This window comes from Streptomyces sp. CB02923, from assembly GCF_001905005.1.
Lineage (GTDB): Bacteria > Actinomycetota > Actinomycetes > Streptomycetales > Streptomycetaceae > Streptomyces.
This window is the reverse complement of sequence record NZ_LWKZ01000026.1, coordinates 531,149-546,166: the sequence shown is the minus strand read 5'-3', so window position 1 is coordinate 546,166 and position 15,018 is coordinate 531,149. Positions and strand designations below refer to the sequence as shown.

Sequence of the window (15,018 nt, the reverse complement as noted above, 5' to 3'; positions counted from 1 at the left end):
CCGGTTACCCGTCGCCGTCGGCCCCGCCGCCCAGCGTCGCGAGTGCCGACGCAGGATCTTCGGCCGCAGGCCCCGCGGGTGCCCACTGCCCGCGCTCTTTCAGGTACGGCCACCACCGCCCGTCGCGCCCGTACCTGAGCTGCGCCCCGCCGCCGGCCACAGTCCAGCGGTTGCGGTCGCGGCGCAGCTGTGGCCGCGGCTCGTCCTCGTCCCAGGCGGCGGCGAGCTGGGCCGCGGCGCGGGCCAGGGCCGCGGGCTCCGGCGCCCACTCCTCCTCCAGGACCGCGAGCGCCGGGGCGCCGCCGTACTCCCATGCCCGTACGGCCAGGGCCAGCGCCTGGGCCGTACGCCCGGAACCGGATGCCAGCCGTGCCGCGATCCGGGGCCCCGGGCCGGACGCCGCCAGCCGCACGGCGTCCTGGGCGCAGCTCAGCGCTGCCTGCGACGGGCTGTCCGCGTGTCCGGGCGCCAGCGCGTCCGCCAGCAGCCGCTGGGCGCGCGCTGCGGTGTCGCTCACCAGGAACTCCAGCGCTGCCACTTCCACACCGGGCGCAGGCTCCGTTCCACCGCCGAGGACCGGCGCGGTGCCCGGCTCGTCCACGGCCGGGGGTACGGGCAGCGGCGGCAGGCTGTCTTGCGCCGCGTATGCCGTGTACGCCGCGTACGCCTCCGCCGCCGATATGCCCTCGGCCGCTGCCGACTCCACTTCGGGCGCGCTGGAGGCGAGTTGCTCAGCGGCTTCCCGCGCGCGCGAGGCGGTGCGCACCTGGAGGTCGTGCAGCAGCTCCTCTTCGCCCCGCCCGCGCATCAGCAGCAGCACGAAGGGGTCCTTGTCCAGCAACCGCGCCGTCTGGTAGCAGAGCGCGGCGGTGTGGGAACAGTGGTCCCACGCCTCGCAACCGCACTCCGCCTCCAGGTCACCGATACCGGGGAGCAGTTCGATGCCGGCGGCGGCCGCGTCCTCCACCAGGTGCGGCGGCATGTCATGGTCCAGCAGCGCCGCGATGTGCCCGGCCCGGTCCGCGACCAGGTCCAGGAAGCGGTCCCAGTCCGCCGCGGCCAGTTCCTGGAGCAGTACGTCGCAGCGGTACGGCGTACCGTCGCGGTCCTGGACGACCGCGGTGATCCGGCCCGGCCGTACGGAGACCGCACCCACGGTGCCCGCCCGCGCGTACCGGCGGCCCTGCTTGACCTGCTCGTTGTCCAGCGCGCTGTCCGCCAGCGCCTTCAGCCAGGCCAGGCCCCACCAGGTTTGCGCGAATCCACGGCCGCGCGCCGGCGGCAGGGCGGCGAAAGTACGTTCCCGGCCGGGCGCCGGGCGGCGCTCGTCCTCGGGAAACGCTCCGGCCAGGGCTTCCCCGGCCTTCTCGGGCAGGTCGGTCATCGCTCGCTCCCTCGCAGCGCCACCAGGTCCGCCAGCTCGGCGTCGGTGAGTTCGGTCAGCGCGGTCTCGCCCCCGGTGCCGAGCACCGCGTCCGCCAGCCGCTGTTTGCGTACGAGCAGGTCGGCGATCCGGTCCTCGACCGTCCCCTCGGTGATCATCCGGTGGACCTGCACCGGACGGGTCTGGCCGATGCGGTACGCGCGGTCGGTGGCCTGCGCCTCGACCGCCGGGTTCCACCAGCGGTCGAAGTGCACGACATGGGCGGCCCTGGTCAGATTCAGGCCCGTACCCGCCGCCTTCAGCGACAGCAGGAACACCGGCACCTCGCCGTCCTGGAAGCGGCGCACCATCTCCTCGCGCCGCGCGACCGGCGTACCGCCGTGCAGCAACTGGGCCGGCACCCCGCGGCTCGCCAGGTGCGTTTCGAGCAGCCGCGCCATCTGCACGTACTGCGTGAACACCAGCACACCCGCGTCCTCGGCGAGAATCGTCCCCAACAGCTCGTCCAGCAACTCCAGCTTCCCGGAACGGCCCGCGATCAGCGGCCGGTCCTCCTTGAGGAACTGCGCCGGATGGTTGCAGATCTGCTTGAGCGAGGTCAGCAGCTTGACGACCAGGCCGCGGCGCGCGAGCCCGTCCGCCTCCGCGATCTCGCCGAGCCCCTCGCGCACCACGGCCTCGTACAGCCCGGCCTGCTCCGCGGTCAGCGCCACCACCCGGTCGGTCTCCGTCTTCGGCGGCAGTTCGGGCGCGATGCCCGGATCGGACTTGCGGCGGCGCAGCAGGAACGGGCGCACCAGCCGGGCCAGCCGGTCGGCGGCGGCCGGGTCCGTACCGCTCTCGACAGCCATGGCGTACTGCGTGCGGAAACGACTCAGCGGGCCGAGCAGGCCCGGAGTGGTCCAGTCGAGGACGGCCCACAGTTCGGACACATTGTTCTCCACCGGCGTGCCGGTGAGCGCCACCCGGGCGCCCGCCGGAAGGGTGCGCAGCGCCTTGGCCGTCACCGAGAACGGGTTCTTGACGTGCTGCGCCTCGTCGGCGACGACCAGACCCCAGCGCGTCGTGGCCAGCTTCGCCGCGTCCAGCCGCATCGTGCCGTACGTGGTGAGCACGAACGCGCCGTCCGCCAGGTCCGCGAGGCTGCGCCGGCCCGCGTGGAAGCGGCGCACCGGAGTGCCGGGCGCGAACTTCTCGATCTCGCGCTGCCAGTTGCCCATCAGGGAGGCCGGGCAGACGACGAGCGTGGGCCCGGCGGAGGCGGGGTCGCTCTGCCGGTGCAGGTGCAGCGCGATGAGGGTGATGGTCTTGCCCAGGCCCATGTCGTCCGCGAGGCAGCCGCCGAGGCCGAGCGAGGTCATCCGGTGCAGCCAGCCGAGGCCGCGCAGCTGGTAGTCGCGGAGGGTGGCGGCGAGGGCGGGGGGCTGGGCGACGGGGGGTTCGGCGTGGGCATCCGGAGCGGCGGAGGGAGGTACGGGCGCGATCGGTGCGGCGGTGTCCGGTATGGATGTGATCGGTGCGGCGATGTCCGGTTCGGACGTGCCCGGCGTGGCGGGGTCCGGTACGGCGTCGGCGGCCGGTGCGGTGAGCCGGTCGCGGAGGCGGGCCAGCCAGCCGGACGCCCGCACCTCCACGCGTGCTCCGTCGCCGTCCTCGACGGTCCCGGTGAGCGCCGCGCCGAGCGCGTCGATGGGCGTCACCTTGCGGTCCTGGCGGTCACGGGCCGCCCGCAGCGCCTCCGGATCGACGAGCACCCACCGGTCGCGCAGCCGTACGAGCGGCCGTCCGGCCTCGGCCAGCCGGTCCAGCTCCGCCCTGCTGATCTCCTGGCCGCCGACGGCGAAACGCCAGCTGAACGAGAGCAGTGCGTCGGCCGAGAGGGAGGACGGCACGTCGGACGCGGCGCGGTCCCGGCCTGGGCCGCCGTCCCGTCCCCCGGGTGCGGTTTCCGGTGCGCCGTCCTGGTCCGGCGGCCCCACCACGGCCCGGGTGCTGAGCCCGCGTACCAGGTCCCGGGGCCAGTGCACCTGCACACCGGCGGCGGCCAGCGCGCGGGAGGCGGGGCCGAGCAGCTCGGCGATCTCCTCGTCCGCGAGGTCCACGGCGTCCGGCACGGCGGCGGACAGCAGCGGGGCGAGCGGCGCCCAGGCCGCGGCGGCGCGGCGCAGCGTGAGCAGGGTGTCCATACGGGCCCGCGGGCCGAACGCCTGCCCGGTGGGGGAGGTGCCCGCCCACACCTCGGACGCGTCGGTGACGAGGGCGGGGTCGGCGAGGTCGTGCAGTTGGAGAACGGCGGTGAAGGCGGCGCGGCGGGCGGCAGCGGTACCGGCGGCAGCAGTCCCGGTGGCAGTGGTTCCGGCCGGGCCGGTGTCGTCCGTTCCGGGCAGTCCGGCGACCTCGATGCGCAGGGAGATCCGTACGCCCGCGTCGTGCCCGGCCGCGACGTCGGCCGCCCAGGTGAGCTGCTCGGGGATGTACTGCGGTTCGGGCGCGGCGAAAGCCGGCCCGCCGGCGACCAGGGCGGCGGCGGGGGAGCGGGGCAGCCCGTCCGCCACCGCGTCCAGGAACTCCCGCACCAGGCGCCCGGGTTCCGGCAGCAGAACGGTGCCGGGGGCGGGGCAGGGGCGGGGGCCGGTGCCATCGGAGCTGTCGGTGCTGTTGCAACCGTTGGAGCCGTCGGTGTCGGAGAGCGGGACGGCGTGCGCCTGCGGCGGCAGCGCCGCGGCCAGTTCGCGCAGCCGCCCTGCGTCGGCGGGGTCGAGCGGGCCGACACGCCACGCGTCGTGACCGGAACGGCTCACTCCGGGCAGCAGCCGCCCGCGCGCGGCGAGTTGCAGCGCCAGTACGGCGGCGGCGCCCCAGAAGGCCGCGGCCGGGTCGGCGGCAGGGGCCGTACGGGCGCGGGTGAGGACGGGAAGGGCGTCGGCGACCGGCAGCACGACGGCCGGCACCTCGATGAGTTCGATACCGCCGCCGTCGCCCGGCACGGCGACGGTCAACGGCTGTGTCGGCCATCCGGCATCGGGCCCGTCGTCCTCCGCGGTGCCGTACGGACGCCCGCCGTGCGGACGCTCTTCGTTCGGACGCCCTCCGTGCGGGCGCTTTTCGTTCGGACATCCGCCGTCCGTACGCCAGAAAGCGATCCGTCCCGCACGGGGCGGATCGGCGGGCAGGAAGACCGCCGCCCCGTGCGCGAGCGTGCACGGGGGAGCGGATGGTGCCGTGGGAGGGAAGTGCACGTGCAGCAGACTCCTCAAGTTTGACTACTGGCGACCGGAGCGCCTGAGGGTACAGCATGACCGGGGAAGGTGCCGACCCGGTTGCCGGCGGCCGGGTCCGTTCGTCGGCACGGATGGAACTCGTGAGGCCGGAAAGGCGTTCAATGGGGTACAGAGAGCGCGGCAACTGCCGCGGAAGGGACGTGAAGGATGTCCACGAACGCAAAGGTCGCCATCGGCGGCGTGGCGGCGGGAGTGATCCTGCTGTGGCTGCTGCCGTTCTGGGCGGCGGTGCTGGTCATGGTCGGCGTGCCGGCCGTGGCGTATCTGACGCTGGACCCCTCGCAGCGGCGCAGGCTGCGCCGCGTGACCCGCAAGGAGATAGGGCGCTGACCCCGTGGCCGGTGTCCGGACGTCCGGCGGCGTGAGCCGGGCGGGCGGCCGGGCCGCGACGACGTCCCCGTCAGCGGACCCGTGGGCGGACGGCCTGCGGGTGGGGCGCCGCCACGGCTCACAGGCGGGCCTTCGGGTGAACTTTCGGGCGAGCCTTCAGGCCGGGCGGACCGCCAGCGCTTCCAGCGCCTGGAGCAGCCCCGGCAGCTCCGGCCCGCGGCCCACCGGCAGGATTTCGCCCGGCTGCTCGTCCAGCAGGACGAACGCGATGTCGTCGGTGCGGGCCACCATGCTCCACCCCGGCCCGTCCACGCGCAGCGTACGGGCCTCACCGGCGGCGAAGGACGAGCGGACCCGCCCCGGCGGCGGAGGCGCCGCCACGTAACCGCGCGCCTCGGCCAGTGCCCGCTGCACTCCGGCATGCGGCCGGGCCCCCGGATCGACGAACGTGACCTCCCCCTCGACCTGTTCGCGCCAGACCGCCCACTGCAGCGCGATCTCGTCCGCACCCAGCCGCCGCTGCGCGGGCCCCCACTGCGCGGCGTCCGGCGCTCTGAGCACGGCCGGACCGCCCTCCTCCGGCTCCGGGTCGTGCGGCGCCGGCACCCCCGGCGCCGCCACGGCGAGCGTGAGCGGCCAGCCGGGCAGCGCTTCGACCACGCTGCCCTCGTCCGGCGAGAGGTCGTACTCCATCCCGCAGTCCCAGGCCGCGACGGCGCACGCGACGAGCGAGGCGTCGTCCGTCACCACCGTCCAGCGCGCACCGTGCCCGTCCTGGCCGAGCACCAGCCCGTACCCTTGCCCGTACGGTTCGAGGCCGAGCCCGGCGCACACCTCCGGGTAGTCGTCGCCCAGCACGCTCGGGAACTGCGCGGGCGTCAGCAACACCGCCGTCAGGACGAGCAACTGGTCCTCGTCGACGCTCTCGGGGGCGACCCCGCCGGCGTTTCCGGCCGTGGACGTACCGGCGCTCTCGGTCGACACCCGGGCCTCCCCATCCGATGCGCTCTGATCCGCCCGGCTCAGCCCGGCGTCACCGGCCACGGTCCCCGGGCCGGCCCGCGCCGGACCCGAACCGGACCGATCGTTCCGATCAGTCGTCGGCGCACCCTAGTTGGCCGGGCGGCAGCTTGTCACCAGTCGTACGCCACCGACCGGGCGACCACAGGTCTTCCGGACCCGGGCTTTCAGGCCACCGGCAGGTTGAGCAGGTCCCGGGCCACCGTCTGCGGGGACTCGCTGCGCTCCCGGGCGAGCGCGATCACCGCCCGGCAGGCCAGCTCGTTGATGCCGAAGGCGAGCGCCTCCGGGGAGACCCACTCCGCCGCCTCGGCGCTGCGCTCGTCGTCGTCCTCGGCGCACGCCGCCACATGGACCGCCGCGGCCTCGAAGATGTTGTGCCGCCGCTTCACTCCGGGTGCCCGGGGCTCGTCCCTGCCCGGCAGGTGCACCGCGGTGCGGACGCGGGCGAAGAAGTCCCGAAGTCCCCGGAACAATCCGGAGATGCCACGCAAGAATCCGGTCATCGTGTCCCCCATTCCCGGTTCCCGTGCCGGTCGTTCCAGTGTGCCCGACGTGCTTAGGATGGGAACTTCGACGACGAAAGGGCAGGCTCTCGGTGCGGCGATATGACTGGCTGAAGGAGATCCGGCGACTGGATCCGGAGCGGGACTTCCTGCGTATCCACCGCATCACCACGACGTACGAATTCCCGTGGGATGTCGCGCGCGCCCTGGAGCTGGCGCTCTACCGGACCTACGCCGTTCCCAGCATCGGCCGACTGCTGGCCGAGACCGCCGAGCTGACGGACCGTACGCAAAAGCGCTATGACGACACCGCGCTTCTCCTGGACACGGTGGTGGAGCACGGCTTCGACACCGAGGACGGCCGGACCGCGATCCGCCGGATCAACCAGATGCACCGCAGTTACGACATCACCGACGACGACATGCGGTACGTGCTGTGCACGTTCGTCGTGGTACCCAAACGCTGGCTGGATCTGTACGGGTGGCGGCGGCTGAGCGCGCACGAGAAGCACGCCTCGGCCGTCTACTACCGCACCCTCGGGCGCCACATGGGTATCAGCGGTATCCCGCAGGGCTTCCAGGAATTCGAACGCTGTCTGGACGACTACGAGGATGCCCACTTCGGCTGGGACGAGGGCGGGCGGCGGGTGTCCGACGCCACGCTCAGCCTGATGGCGGACTGGTACGGCCCGCTGGCCCCGGTGGTGCGCGGCGCGAGCATGGCACTGCTGGACGACGCCCTGCTGGACGCCTTCCGTTACGAGCGTCCCAAGCCGGCCGTCAAAGCGGCGGTGCGCGGCGCGCTGCGGCTGCGCGCCAAGTCCGTCCGCCTGCTCCCGCCGCGCCGCCGTCCGCACTACGCCCGCCAGAACCCGGAGATCAAGAGCTACCCGAACGGCTACACCATCGCCGACCTCGGCACCTTCCCCCAGGGGCGCCCCGCGGGCGGCTGCCCCGTGCCGCACTGAGCCACCGAGGCGTCCCCCCCCGGTGAAGCGGACCGGTTAGAGGACTGGTTCCAAGGCCGGTTCGAGGGCCAGGTCACTGTGGAGAAGGCGTCTCACATCTCCTGACGCACGGCCATCGCCAGATAGCGCGCGTCCTCGTCCACGTAGCGCACCAGGTCCCACCCGGAGCGCTCCAGCAGCGGGCGCAGGTTGGGCTCGGCCCGTACGTCCCCGGGCGTGAGCCGGCGCCCCTTCCGCGCCGCCAGAGCGGCGCGGCCGACCGGGTGGAACAGCGCCAGCCGGCCTCCGGGCCGTACGGTCCGGGCCAGTTCGGCGAGACCCGGCCCGGGTTCGGCCAGGTGGGACAGCAGCCCGGCAGCGAAGACGGCGTCGAGCGAGGCGTCCGGCAGCGGGAGCCGGTGCACGTCGGCGAGCAGCAGGGACGCCAGGTGTCCGCGTCCGGCCCGCACGCCTGCCGCCAGCATCTCGGGCGTCAGGTCGGCGCCCAGCACCGTCCCGCCCGGCCCGACGGCGGCCCGCAGGGCGGGCAGGGCCCTCCCGGTACCGCAGCCCGCGTCCAGGACCCGGTCGCCCGCGCGCAGCTCCATCGCGGCGACCCCCGCCTGGTAGGCGGGACCGTCGTCGGGGAACTTCGCGTCCCAGTCGTGCGCGCGGGACGCGAAGAACTCCTGTACGTCATGTACCTGACTGGATGCGTCAGGCACATGACGGGCATGCCCGGGAGTCTCGGCGGTGCCGTTGTTCATACGGGAACTGTCGTTCATACGGGCACTGTAGGGACCGAAGCGCGCCGTTGCCCACCGCGCCGTTGCCTGCTGACCAGCAGCAATAGCTCAGGCGTCGGCGGCCCGGCGCGCAGGGCTCCGGACCGCCAGCCCCAGCCCGCCGGGCTTCAGTCCGCCAGGCCGTAGAAGTGGATGGGTGAGTTCGGCCGGAAACCGATCCGTGGATACACGGGGGCCCCGGCTGCGGTCGCGTGCAAAGTGGCGCGGGTCAGCCCGGTGGCCCGCGCCCCCTCGTACAGCGCCTTGCGCGTGACCGCCTCGCCGTAGCCCCTGCGCTCCCACTGCGGGTCGGTGGCAACGAGCGCGACGAAGAGGCGGCCTTCCACGGCGACCGTAGCGGCGCACGTCACCGGTGTGTCGCCGCGCATGCCCAGGTAGGCGTACGCCTCGTTCTTCCAGAACGCGGATCCGGCGAGGCCGTCGCGGCCCTCCTCCAAGGGAAAACCGTAGGCGCGCGAGTTGAGATCCGCGTAGGCCAGCACCTGCGCGTCGGTGGTCACGCGCGTGAACGTCAGGTCGGGGTGGACCGGCTCGGGGGCCGGGAGCAGATCCGCGGCCATGCCCCTGCCGGGAAATGCGTACCGAAGGCCTGCCTGCTCGGCCGACGCCCTCAACGCGGAGCGGGCCTCGTCGTCGAGAAGGTCTTCGAAGAGCCAGAGGAAGCCCGGGTATTTCTTCGCGCGCATGATGTCCGCAGCCTGGCTCAGACGCTGTCCGACGGCCTCTGCTCCGGTGCCCGTGCCGGTCAGGGTGATGCAGTTCCAGAACACGAACCGGCAGTCGGCCCAGCGGACGGAGATGCCCGGGAGGTCACGCACATCCGCGTCCGCCTCGCGGTCGAGCACCATGGCACGCCAGGCCGCGGCGAGCTGCTGTACCGATTCGACGGACTCCGTGAGACCGGTCACCGTACCCCCTCCATGAACCGTTGGACTGGTGAAGGCCCCTGAGTGGACGGTGGACGACTCCGGCGCCTCCGGGTCAGTGGGAACTGTACGTGTGACAAGCGGTGTTGGAGTCATCGGATGACGCTTTCGGACGCGTTGTCCTGATGGTTGGCTGGGTCGCCCGATCGGGGCACGTCGTAGGAGCGGCGCCCGATGCGCCACCACAGGGCGGCCAGCGCGAGGGCCACCAGCGTGGCGACCGGTGTGTAGTTGAAGGTGGCGGCGGCGACCGGGCTGGTCTGCGGCAGCAGGAACAGCACCGTCACCGCGGCTGCCCACACCACCGCTGTCCAGCCGATCGGCCGGCTGAAGCGGCCCAGGTGCCAGGGCCCGTGCGTCCACTTGTCGCGGTGGCGCAGCCGCAGCAGGACCGGGATGGCGTAGGCCGGGGTGAAGCCGACGACCGAGATGGCGGTCACCGCGGAGAACGCGGAGGCGGAGTACAGGGACGGCAGGGCGAGGACGAAGGCGACGATGACGGCGAGCCAGACGGCGTTGGCCGGTACGGCGGTACGGCGGCTGACCTGCCGCCAGCGGGCCGAGCCCGGCAGGGCGCCGTCCCGGGAGAACGCGTAGATCATGCGCGAGGCGGCGGCGGTCACGGTGTAGCCGCACAGGAACTGGGCCACGATGATCACCAGCAGCAGGGCCTTCGCCGTCGCCACGCCCAGCGCGTCCAAGAAGATCTGCGCCACCGGCACGCCGGTCGGGCCGGCCAGTGTCGCGGCGTAGTCCTGGACGGCGAACAGCAGCGCCGCCAGCAGGATGCCGCCGGCGATCCAGGACACCGCCACCGAGCGGACGATGCCGCGCGCCGCGGCGACGGAGGCCCGGCTGGTCTCCTCGCTGAGGTGGGCCGAGGTGTCGTAGCCGGCCAGGGCGAAGCACGGCAGCAGCATGCCCAGCAGGATCACGTACGTGGGGGAGCTCCAGCCGGTGTTGTTGGTGAACTCGGTGAACACGAAGCCGGCCGGCTGGTGGTGGGAGGGGACGAGCGCCAGGGCGCCGATGATGACGACGGCTCCGGCCAGGTGCCACCACGCGCTCAGGGAGGTGAGGGCGTTCATCAGCCGTGCGCCGAACAGGTTCAGGACCGCGTGCAGCACGAGGACGATCGCGTACACGACCAGCAGGGAGCCCGGCGTGGGCACATGGCCGAACTGCAGGTTCGCCCAGGCGGCGGTGAAGGTCGCGATGCCGTAGTCCTGGGCCGCGATTCCGGCCAGCAGGCCCAGGAGGTTGAGCCAGCCGGTGTACCAGCTCCACCGCTCACCGCCGAGCTGGCGGGCCATGTAGTACAGGCCGCCGCTGGTGGGGTAGCGGGAGGTGATCTCGGCCAGGGCCGCCGCCAGGCACAGCACCAGCGGCCCGATGGCGAGCCACCCCCACATCACCACCGCGGGACCCCCGGAGTTCAGGCCGTAGCCGAAGAGCAACAAGGCGCCGGACATGATCGAAATAGCGGACAGGGACGCGGCGAAGTTGCCGAAAGCGCCCATCCGCCGACGCAGTTGCTGGGAGTAGCCGAGCGTATGGAGAAGACGTTCGTCCTCGTGCTGATGGCGTCCGTCGCTCGGTGGCCCGGGCCGTCGGCGCCGTGTTCTTACCGAATGACGCATCGTTCTTGCCGAAGTACGCATCGGGAATCTCCGCACAGGAAAGGAAAGGCAGGAAGACGGGACGAAGGCGGGGCGGTCGCTGGGCCGCCGACGGGAGGTGGTGCCCGCGTACGGGGCCGGTGGCATCGGTGGGTGTTCACGAGCGCCTTCGCGCAGCTCGGCTGCCGCGCAGCAGGCCGCCGGTCGATGGCATCAGGGCTCCGAAGTGGGGCACGGGCAGGAAGGGACCGGGATGGGGCAGAGGTGTCGTTGTCGCCAAGCGTCCCTGGTTTTCCGTGGTTTCGGTACACCCGATGGGCGCCGTTACGCTGCCGTGTCTCCGCGTCGGGCCGGCGGCGCTGGAGGGCGCGTGACGGTGGCGGTGGCGACGGCGCGCCCGGAGTACCGCAGCCCCGGACGGGGCCGGGGCTGCGGTGGTTGGTGCCGCAACTGCCGCCTTTCGATGTCTTACGTTTCCGGCCGCCCGGCGTAATCATGCAGGCATGACGGACACGGGGAAGTGGAATTTCGTCGACCATTTCGGTGCCGATCCGCAGGGCCTCGTCGACGCGGCGGCCCTCCTGCAGAACGCGGTGACCACCATCTGCGCCGCCGGCGGGGGGACCTTGGTGATTCCCCCGGGGCGTTACCGGATGCACAGCACGGGAACAGTGGTACCGGAACCGGGAAATCTGACCGTGATCGCATACGGCGCCCACATCTTCCGCAGCGACACCTCCGCCATCGACACTCTCTGGGGCGGCGGTTTCTCCCACGACGGCTACAACGGCGCGTCCAACATCAGCATCCGCGGTGGATTATGGGACGGTGGCGCGAACAACACGCTGCCGCTGGACATGTTCGCCTTCTGCTCCGCCGAGAACATCCTCTACGAGGACCTGGTGGTGGAGAACATCCCGGACTGGCACGCGATCGAGTTCCACGGCATCCGCAACGGAACGGCGCGCAACTGCGTCTTCCGGCGTTTCCGGGCCACCACGCCCACCCGGTTCTTCTCCGAGGCGATCGAGGTCCAGGAGGCGCCGGACGGCACGCACAGCGCCAACATCGTCGTCGACGGCTGCTCGGCCGACGGGTACGGAGCGCTGGTGGGCACGCACACGGCCACCTTCCCCGGCCGTTTCCACGACGGTCTGCGCGTGGTGAACAACAGGATCACCAACGCCAGGAACTACGCCGTCCGCGCACACAACTGGCGCCACGCGGTCATCTCGAACAACATCATGGAGGACTGCAACAGCGGAATCCAGGTGCAGATGGATCCCTCCGCGCAGTACCAGTCGTGGTTCTGGTCGCAGACCGAGGACATCGTCATCGCGCACAATGTCCTGACGCACATGGGGCTGGAGAAACAACCGGGCCAAGGGCCCCGCTACGCCACCATCGGCATATACGGGATGTCGGACACACCGATGGAGAACATCGTCGTCTCCGGGAACATCATCCGCGACTGGGCCAGTTCCCACGGCATTGCGCTGCAGTACGTCCACGAGGGAGTGGTCACCGGGAACATCGTGAAATACAGCCGGGGCGGCGACGGGACCGCGATACTGTTCACCTCCTGTTCCGGCGGGACGGCCACGGGAAACAACGTCCGCTATGCCGGCTCGGGCGTGGTCGGCGCGGAGATCTCCGCCGGAAACAGGATCAGTCTGGGATGAACGCGGCCGGCCGGTCGGCAGCTCAATCGGCGGGCCGGCCGGTCATTCGATCACCCGGGCCAGCGAGAACCCGTCGTAGCCCTTGGTGCCCACGGTCTGCACGGCGGTGGCGCTCAGTTTCGGATTCTCCGCGATGAGTTCCAGGAACCGGCGGGTCCCGCGGATCGAGGGATCCGTGCTGGCGGCGTCGGCGATGTCCCCGTCACGTACGACGTTGTCACCGATGATCAGGCTGCCGGGGCGGGTGAGTTCGAGGACCTGCTCCAGGTAGTGCGGATTGTTCGGCTTGTCCGCGTCGATGAAGACCAGGTCGAACGGTTCGGCGCGCTCGGCGACCAGCTCGGCGAGGCTGTCGAGCGCCGGGGCCACGCGGACCTCGGTACGCTCCGCGAGCCCGGCGCGGGCCAGGTTGGCGCGGGCGATGTCGGCGTACGCGGCGTTGGCCTCCAGGGAGATGAGCCGGCCGTCGGCGGGGAGGGCGCGGCCGAGCCAGATGGCGCTGTAGCCGCCGAGGGTGCCGATCTCCAGGATGCGCCGGGCGCCCTGTATTCGGGCGAGGAGGTGGAGCAGTTTGCCCTGGGTGGGGGAGACGGCTATGTGGGGAAGACCGGCGGCCGCACTGTCACGCAGTGCGGCGTGCAGCGCTTCGTCGGCGGGGACGAGCAGAGAGGTCAAGTAGTCGTCGACCGTGTTCCACTGCTGCTGAGACATGCGGCCCCTTCGCCTACCTAGTTAGATTTGCTAACCAAGCTAGCAGGGGATGTACGCCTGTTGGTGTGATGAGCGCACAGTCGGTGTGATGGACGCACACGAGCCGGCCTCGCCCGCTCCTCCCCCGGTGCCTCCCTCGCGCCTCCCCTGCTGCTCCCTCGCTCTCAGGCCCGGTGGCCCCGCTCGTGCAGCGGAGTGAGGTAGTCGCACAGCTCGCACCGCGGCGCGTCCCGGGCGGCCCTGATGCCGAGCAGTGGCTCACCGCAGATGGCGACGAGCGGCCGTACGGGCGACTCCCGCGGATGGCAGATTCGGCAGACGTTGTGCCAGGGACCGGCCTCGTTGTCGCCCGCGGCGGGAACGGCCGCGATGTCCGTGCCGGTACCGGTGGCCTCGTGGGTGGACATCATCAGCCTTCTTTCTCGCGTCCGGCCGGCGTGGCGACCGGCTCGGGCGCGGGCTTCCCGCTGGTGGCGCCCGGCCGGACGGTGGCCGGGGCTTTCTCCCGAAGCGTACGAACTTGTCAACTCCGTGCCACGCTGCGTAGCGAAAGGAGTACGGTCCTCGCCATGGTTTTCGAGTCGCACGACGATCCCCACGACGTACCTGTAGCGCCTGCCGACGGATCCGCGAACACCTCGGACGACAGTGTGCTGGCTCTGAAAATCCTGGTGGCGGGCGGGTTCGGGGTCGGCAAGACGACTCTGGTCGGTGCCGTGAGCGAGATCCGGCCGCTGCGCACGGAGGAACGGCTCAGCGAGGCGGGCGCGGCGCTGGACGACTCCCGGGACGTGGTGCGCAAGACCACGACCACCGTGGCGATGGACTTCGGCCGTATCACCATCAGGGCCGGACTGTCCCTGTACCTCTTCGGGACACCGGGGCAGGACCGCTTCTGGTTTCTGTGGGACGACCTGGCGCAGGGCGCGCTGGGTGCCGTCGTGCTCGCCGATACCCGCAGGCTGGAGGACTGCTTCCCCGCCGTCGACTACTTCGAGAACCGCGGGATTCCCTTCCTGGTGGCCGTCAACTGCTTCCCTGAGGCGCGCGCTTACGGGGCCGGCGAGGTGGCGCGGGCGCTCGACCTGGACCGGGGCACCCCGGTGGTGCTGTGCGACGCGCGGGACCGCGACTCGGGGAAGGAAGTGCTGATACGGCTGGTCGAGCACGCCGGGCGGGTGCACACCGCCCGGCTGCTGGACTCGGTGGGGTGAGGGCGCGCTCACGGCCGCCGTGCTCCGGCGGGGCGCGCCGCCGGAGCACGGCCATGAGGCGTCAGCCGGCCAGATCGGCGAGCGCGACGACCTTGCTGATCCGGATCCGGACCAGCAGTTCCCCGGGAACGCCGTTGCGCGCCCCGTACTCCTCGGCGCGCTCCTCACCCATGTAACGCGCCGCGATACGGGTGGCCCAGGCGCGCACCTCGGACAGCTCGTCGCTGGTCTCGGCCTGGCCCTCCACGATCGCGAAGCTGAACGGCGGCCGGTCGTCGTCCACACAGAGCGAGACGCGGCCGTCCCGGGCGAGGTTGCGCCCCTTGACCGTGTCGGCGCCGGTGTTGAAGACGAGGTCGTCGCCGTCCAGCAGGAACCACACCGGCGCGATGTGCGGGCTGCCGTCGGCCCGTACGGTCGAGAGCTTGCCGGTACGGGTGCCCTCGGACAGGAAGCTCTGCCACTCGTCCTTGCTCATTTTGCGTGCCATACCGCCATCCTGCGCCATCCGGCGTGAACGGGCCGCGCGGCCGCACCGAGCGCGTCGGCTCCGCCGGGTTGCTTGCCCGTACGGCAACGGTGGTCCAGGCTT

The 15,018-nt window shown here is 72.0% G+C and carries 14 protein-coding genes; 4 read left to right on the top strand and 10 right to left on the bottom strand.

The features are described 5' to 3' along the window. Positions 1-4 precede the first annotated feature (4 nt). Both A6A06_RS33910 and A6A06_RS33905 read right to left on the bottom strand, forming a co-directional pair. On the bottom strand, positions 5-1,384 hold the full coding sequence (locus A6A06_RS33910) for an SWIM zinc finger family protein (RefSeq protein ID WP_079194545.1): 1,380 nt from the start codon (positions 1,382-1,384) through the stop codon (positions 5-7). After that, a complete protein-coding gene (locus A6A06_RS33905; protein WP_073766779.1) occupies positions 1,381-4,623 on the bottom strand; it encodes a DEAD/DEAH box helicase in 3,243 nt (1,080 codons plus the stop codon). The genes A6A06_RS33910 and A6A06_RS33905 overlap by 4 nt, the downstream gene beginning before the upstream one ends. A 189-nt stretch (positions 4,624-4,812) precedes the next feature. Here A6A06_RS33905 and A6A06_RS33900 point away from each other — a divergent pair, with 189 nt between their 5' ends. Further along, on the top strand, positions 4,813-4,995 hold the full coding sequence (locus A6A06_RS33900; protein ID WP_030998668.1) for a hypothetical protein: 183 nt from the start codon (positions 4,813-4,815) through the stop codon (positions 4,993-4,995). A gap of 156 nt (positions 4,996-5,151) precedes the next feature. Here A6A06_RS33900 and A6A06_RS33895 read toward each other — a convergent pair whose 3' ends face one another. Next, positions 5,152-5,979, bottom strand: coding sequence for a hypothetical protein (locus A6A06_RS33895; protein ID WP_073766778.1), 828 nt, complete (start codon positions 5,977-5,979; stop codon positions 5,152-5,154). A 203-nt stretch (positions 5,980-6,182) separates the two neighbouring features. Continuing rightward, positions 6,183-6,521 carry a hypothetical protein gene (locus A6A06_RS33890; RefSeq protein ID WP_242441088.1) on the bottom strand — a complete coding sequence of 113 codons (339 nt, stop codon included), beginning with the start codon at positions 6,519-6,521 and terminating at the stop codon, positions 6,183-6,185. Between the two features lie 92 nt (positions 6,522-6,613). Between A6A06_RS33890 and A6A06_RS33885 the strand changes: the two genes are divergently transcribed. Then, entirely contained in the window at positions 6,614-7,489 is an 876-nt protein-coding gene (locus tag A6A06_RS33885) for an oxygenase MpaB family protein (protein ID WP_073766777.1), read from the top strand. Positions 7,490-7,581: 92 nt separating this feature from the next. Here the strand turns inward: A6A06_RS33885 and A6A06_RS33880 are convergent, their stop codons facing one another. The 3 genes from A6A06_RS33880 to A6A06_RS33870 form a co-directional block, all read right to left on the bottom strand. Continuing rightward, positions 7,582-8,253: a class I SAM-dependent methyltransferase gene (locus A6A06_RS33880; RefSeq protein WP_443333814.1), complete on the bottom strand. Its 672-nt coding sequence runs from the start codon at positions 8,251-8,253 to the stop codon at positions 7,582-7,584. 128 nt (positions 8,254-8,381) lie between these two features. Next, positions 8,382-9,182: a GNAT family N-acetyltransferase gene (locus A6A06_RS33875; RefSeq protein ID WP_073766776.1), complete on the bottom strand. Its 801-nt coding sequence runs from the start codon at positions 9,180-9,182 to the stop codon at positions 8,382-8,384. Positions 9,183-9,292: 110 nt separating this feature from the next. Further along, a complete protein-coding gene (locus tag A6A06_RS33870; protein ID WP_073766774.1) occupies positions 9,293-10,840 on the bottom strand; it encodes an amino acid permease in 1,548 nt (515 codons plus the stop codon). Between the two features lie 482 nt (positions 10,841-11,322). Here A6A06_RS33870 and A6A06_RS33865 point away from each other — a divergent pair, with 482 nt between their 5' ends. Continuing rightward, positions 11,323-12,501, top strand: a complete 1,179-nt coding sequence (locus A6A06_RS33865; RefSeq protein ID WP_073766772.1) for a glycosyl hydrolase family 28-related protein — start codon at positions 11,323-11,325, stop codon at positions 12,499-12,501. A 42-nt stretch (positions 12,502-12,543) separates the two neighbouring features. Here A6A06_RS33865 and A6A06_RS33860 read toward each other — a convergent pair whose 3' ends face one another. Together A6A06_RS33860 and A6A06_RS33855 are read right to left on the bottom strand one after the other, a co-directional pair. Then, entirely contained in the window at positions 12,544-13,212 is a 669-nt protein-coding gene (locus A6A06_RS33860; protein WP_073766770.1) for an O-methyltransferase, read from the bottom strand. Positions 13,213-13,376: 164 nt separating this feature from the next. Further along, entirely contained in the window at positions 13,377-13,619 is a 243-nt protein-coding gene (locus A6A06_RS33855; RefSeq protein WP_199931347.1) for a hypothetical protein, read from the bottom strand. 162 nt (positions 13,620-13,781) lie between these two features. Between A6A06_RS33855 and A6A06_RS33850 the strand changes: the two genes are divergently transcribed. After that, on the top strand, positions 13,782-14,426 hold the full coding sequence (locus A6A06_RS33850; protein WP_242441087.1) for a GTP-binding protein: 645 nt from the start codon (positions 13,782-13,784) through the stop codon (positions 14,424-14,426). A 61-nt stretch (positions 14,427-14,487) separates the two neighbouring features. Here the strand turns inward: A6A06_RS33850 and A6A06_RS33845 are convergent, their stop codons facing one another. Continuing rightward, positions 14,488-14,916 carry a PPOX class F420-dependent oxidoreductase gene (locus tag A6A06_RS33845; RefSeq protein ID WP_073766766.1) on the bottom strand — a complete coding sequence of 143 codons (429 nt, stop codon included), beginning with the start codon at positions 14,914-14,916 and terminating at the stop codon, positions 14,488-14,490. Between the last annotated feature and the right edge of the window lie 102 nt (positions 14,917-15,018).

What these genes read in the sequence shown, in the direction of transcription:
- A6A06_RS33900 (WP_030998668.1), top strand. Translation starts at nt 4,813, where the DNA reads ATGTCCACGAACGCAAAGGTCGCCATCGGCGGCGTGGCGGCGGGAGTG.
- A6A06_RS33845 (WP_073766766.1), bottom strand. Translation starts at nt 14,916, where the DNA reads ATGGCACGCAAAATGAGCAAGGACGAGTGGCAGAGCTTCCTGTCCGAG.
- A6A06_RS33860 (WP_073766770.1), bottom strand. Translation starts at nt 13,212, where the DNA reads ATGTCTCAGCAGCAGTGGAACACGGTCGACGACTACTTGACCTCTCTG.
- A6A06_RS33865 (WP_073766772.1), top strand. Translation starts at nt 11,323, where the DNA reads ATGACGGACACGGGGAAGTGGAATTTCGTCGACCATTTCGGTGCCGAT.
- A6A06_RS33890 (WP_242441088.1), bottom strand. Translation starts at nt 6,521, where the DNA reads ATGACCGGATTCTTGCGTGGCATCTCCGGATTGTTCCGGGGACTTCGG.
- A6A06_RS33870 (WP_073766774.1), bottom strand. Translation starts at nt 10,840, where the DNA reads ATGCGTCATTCGGTAAGAACACGGCGCCGACGGCCCGGGCCACCGAGC.
- A6A06_RS33850 (WP_242441087.1), top strand. Translation starts at nt 13,782, where the DNA reads ATGGTTTTCGAGTCGCACGACGATCCCCACGACGTACCTGTAGCGCCT.
- A6A06_RS33910 (WP_079194545.1), bottom strand. Translation starts at nt 1,384, where the DNA reads ATGACCGACCTGCCCGAGAAGGCCGGGGAAGCCCTGGCCGGAGCGTTT.
- A6A06_RS33880 (WP_443333814.1), bottom strand. Translation starts at nt 8,253, where the DNA reads ATGAACGACAGTTCCCGTATGAACAACGGCACCGCCGAGACTCCCGGG.
- A6A06_RS33855 (WP_199931347.1), bottom strand. Translation starts at nt 13,619, where the DNA reads ATGTCCACCCACGAGGCCACCGGTACCGGCACGGACATCGCGGCCGTT.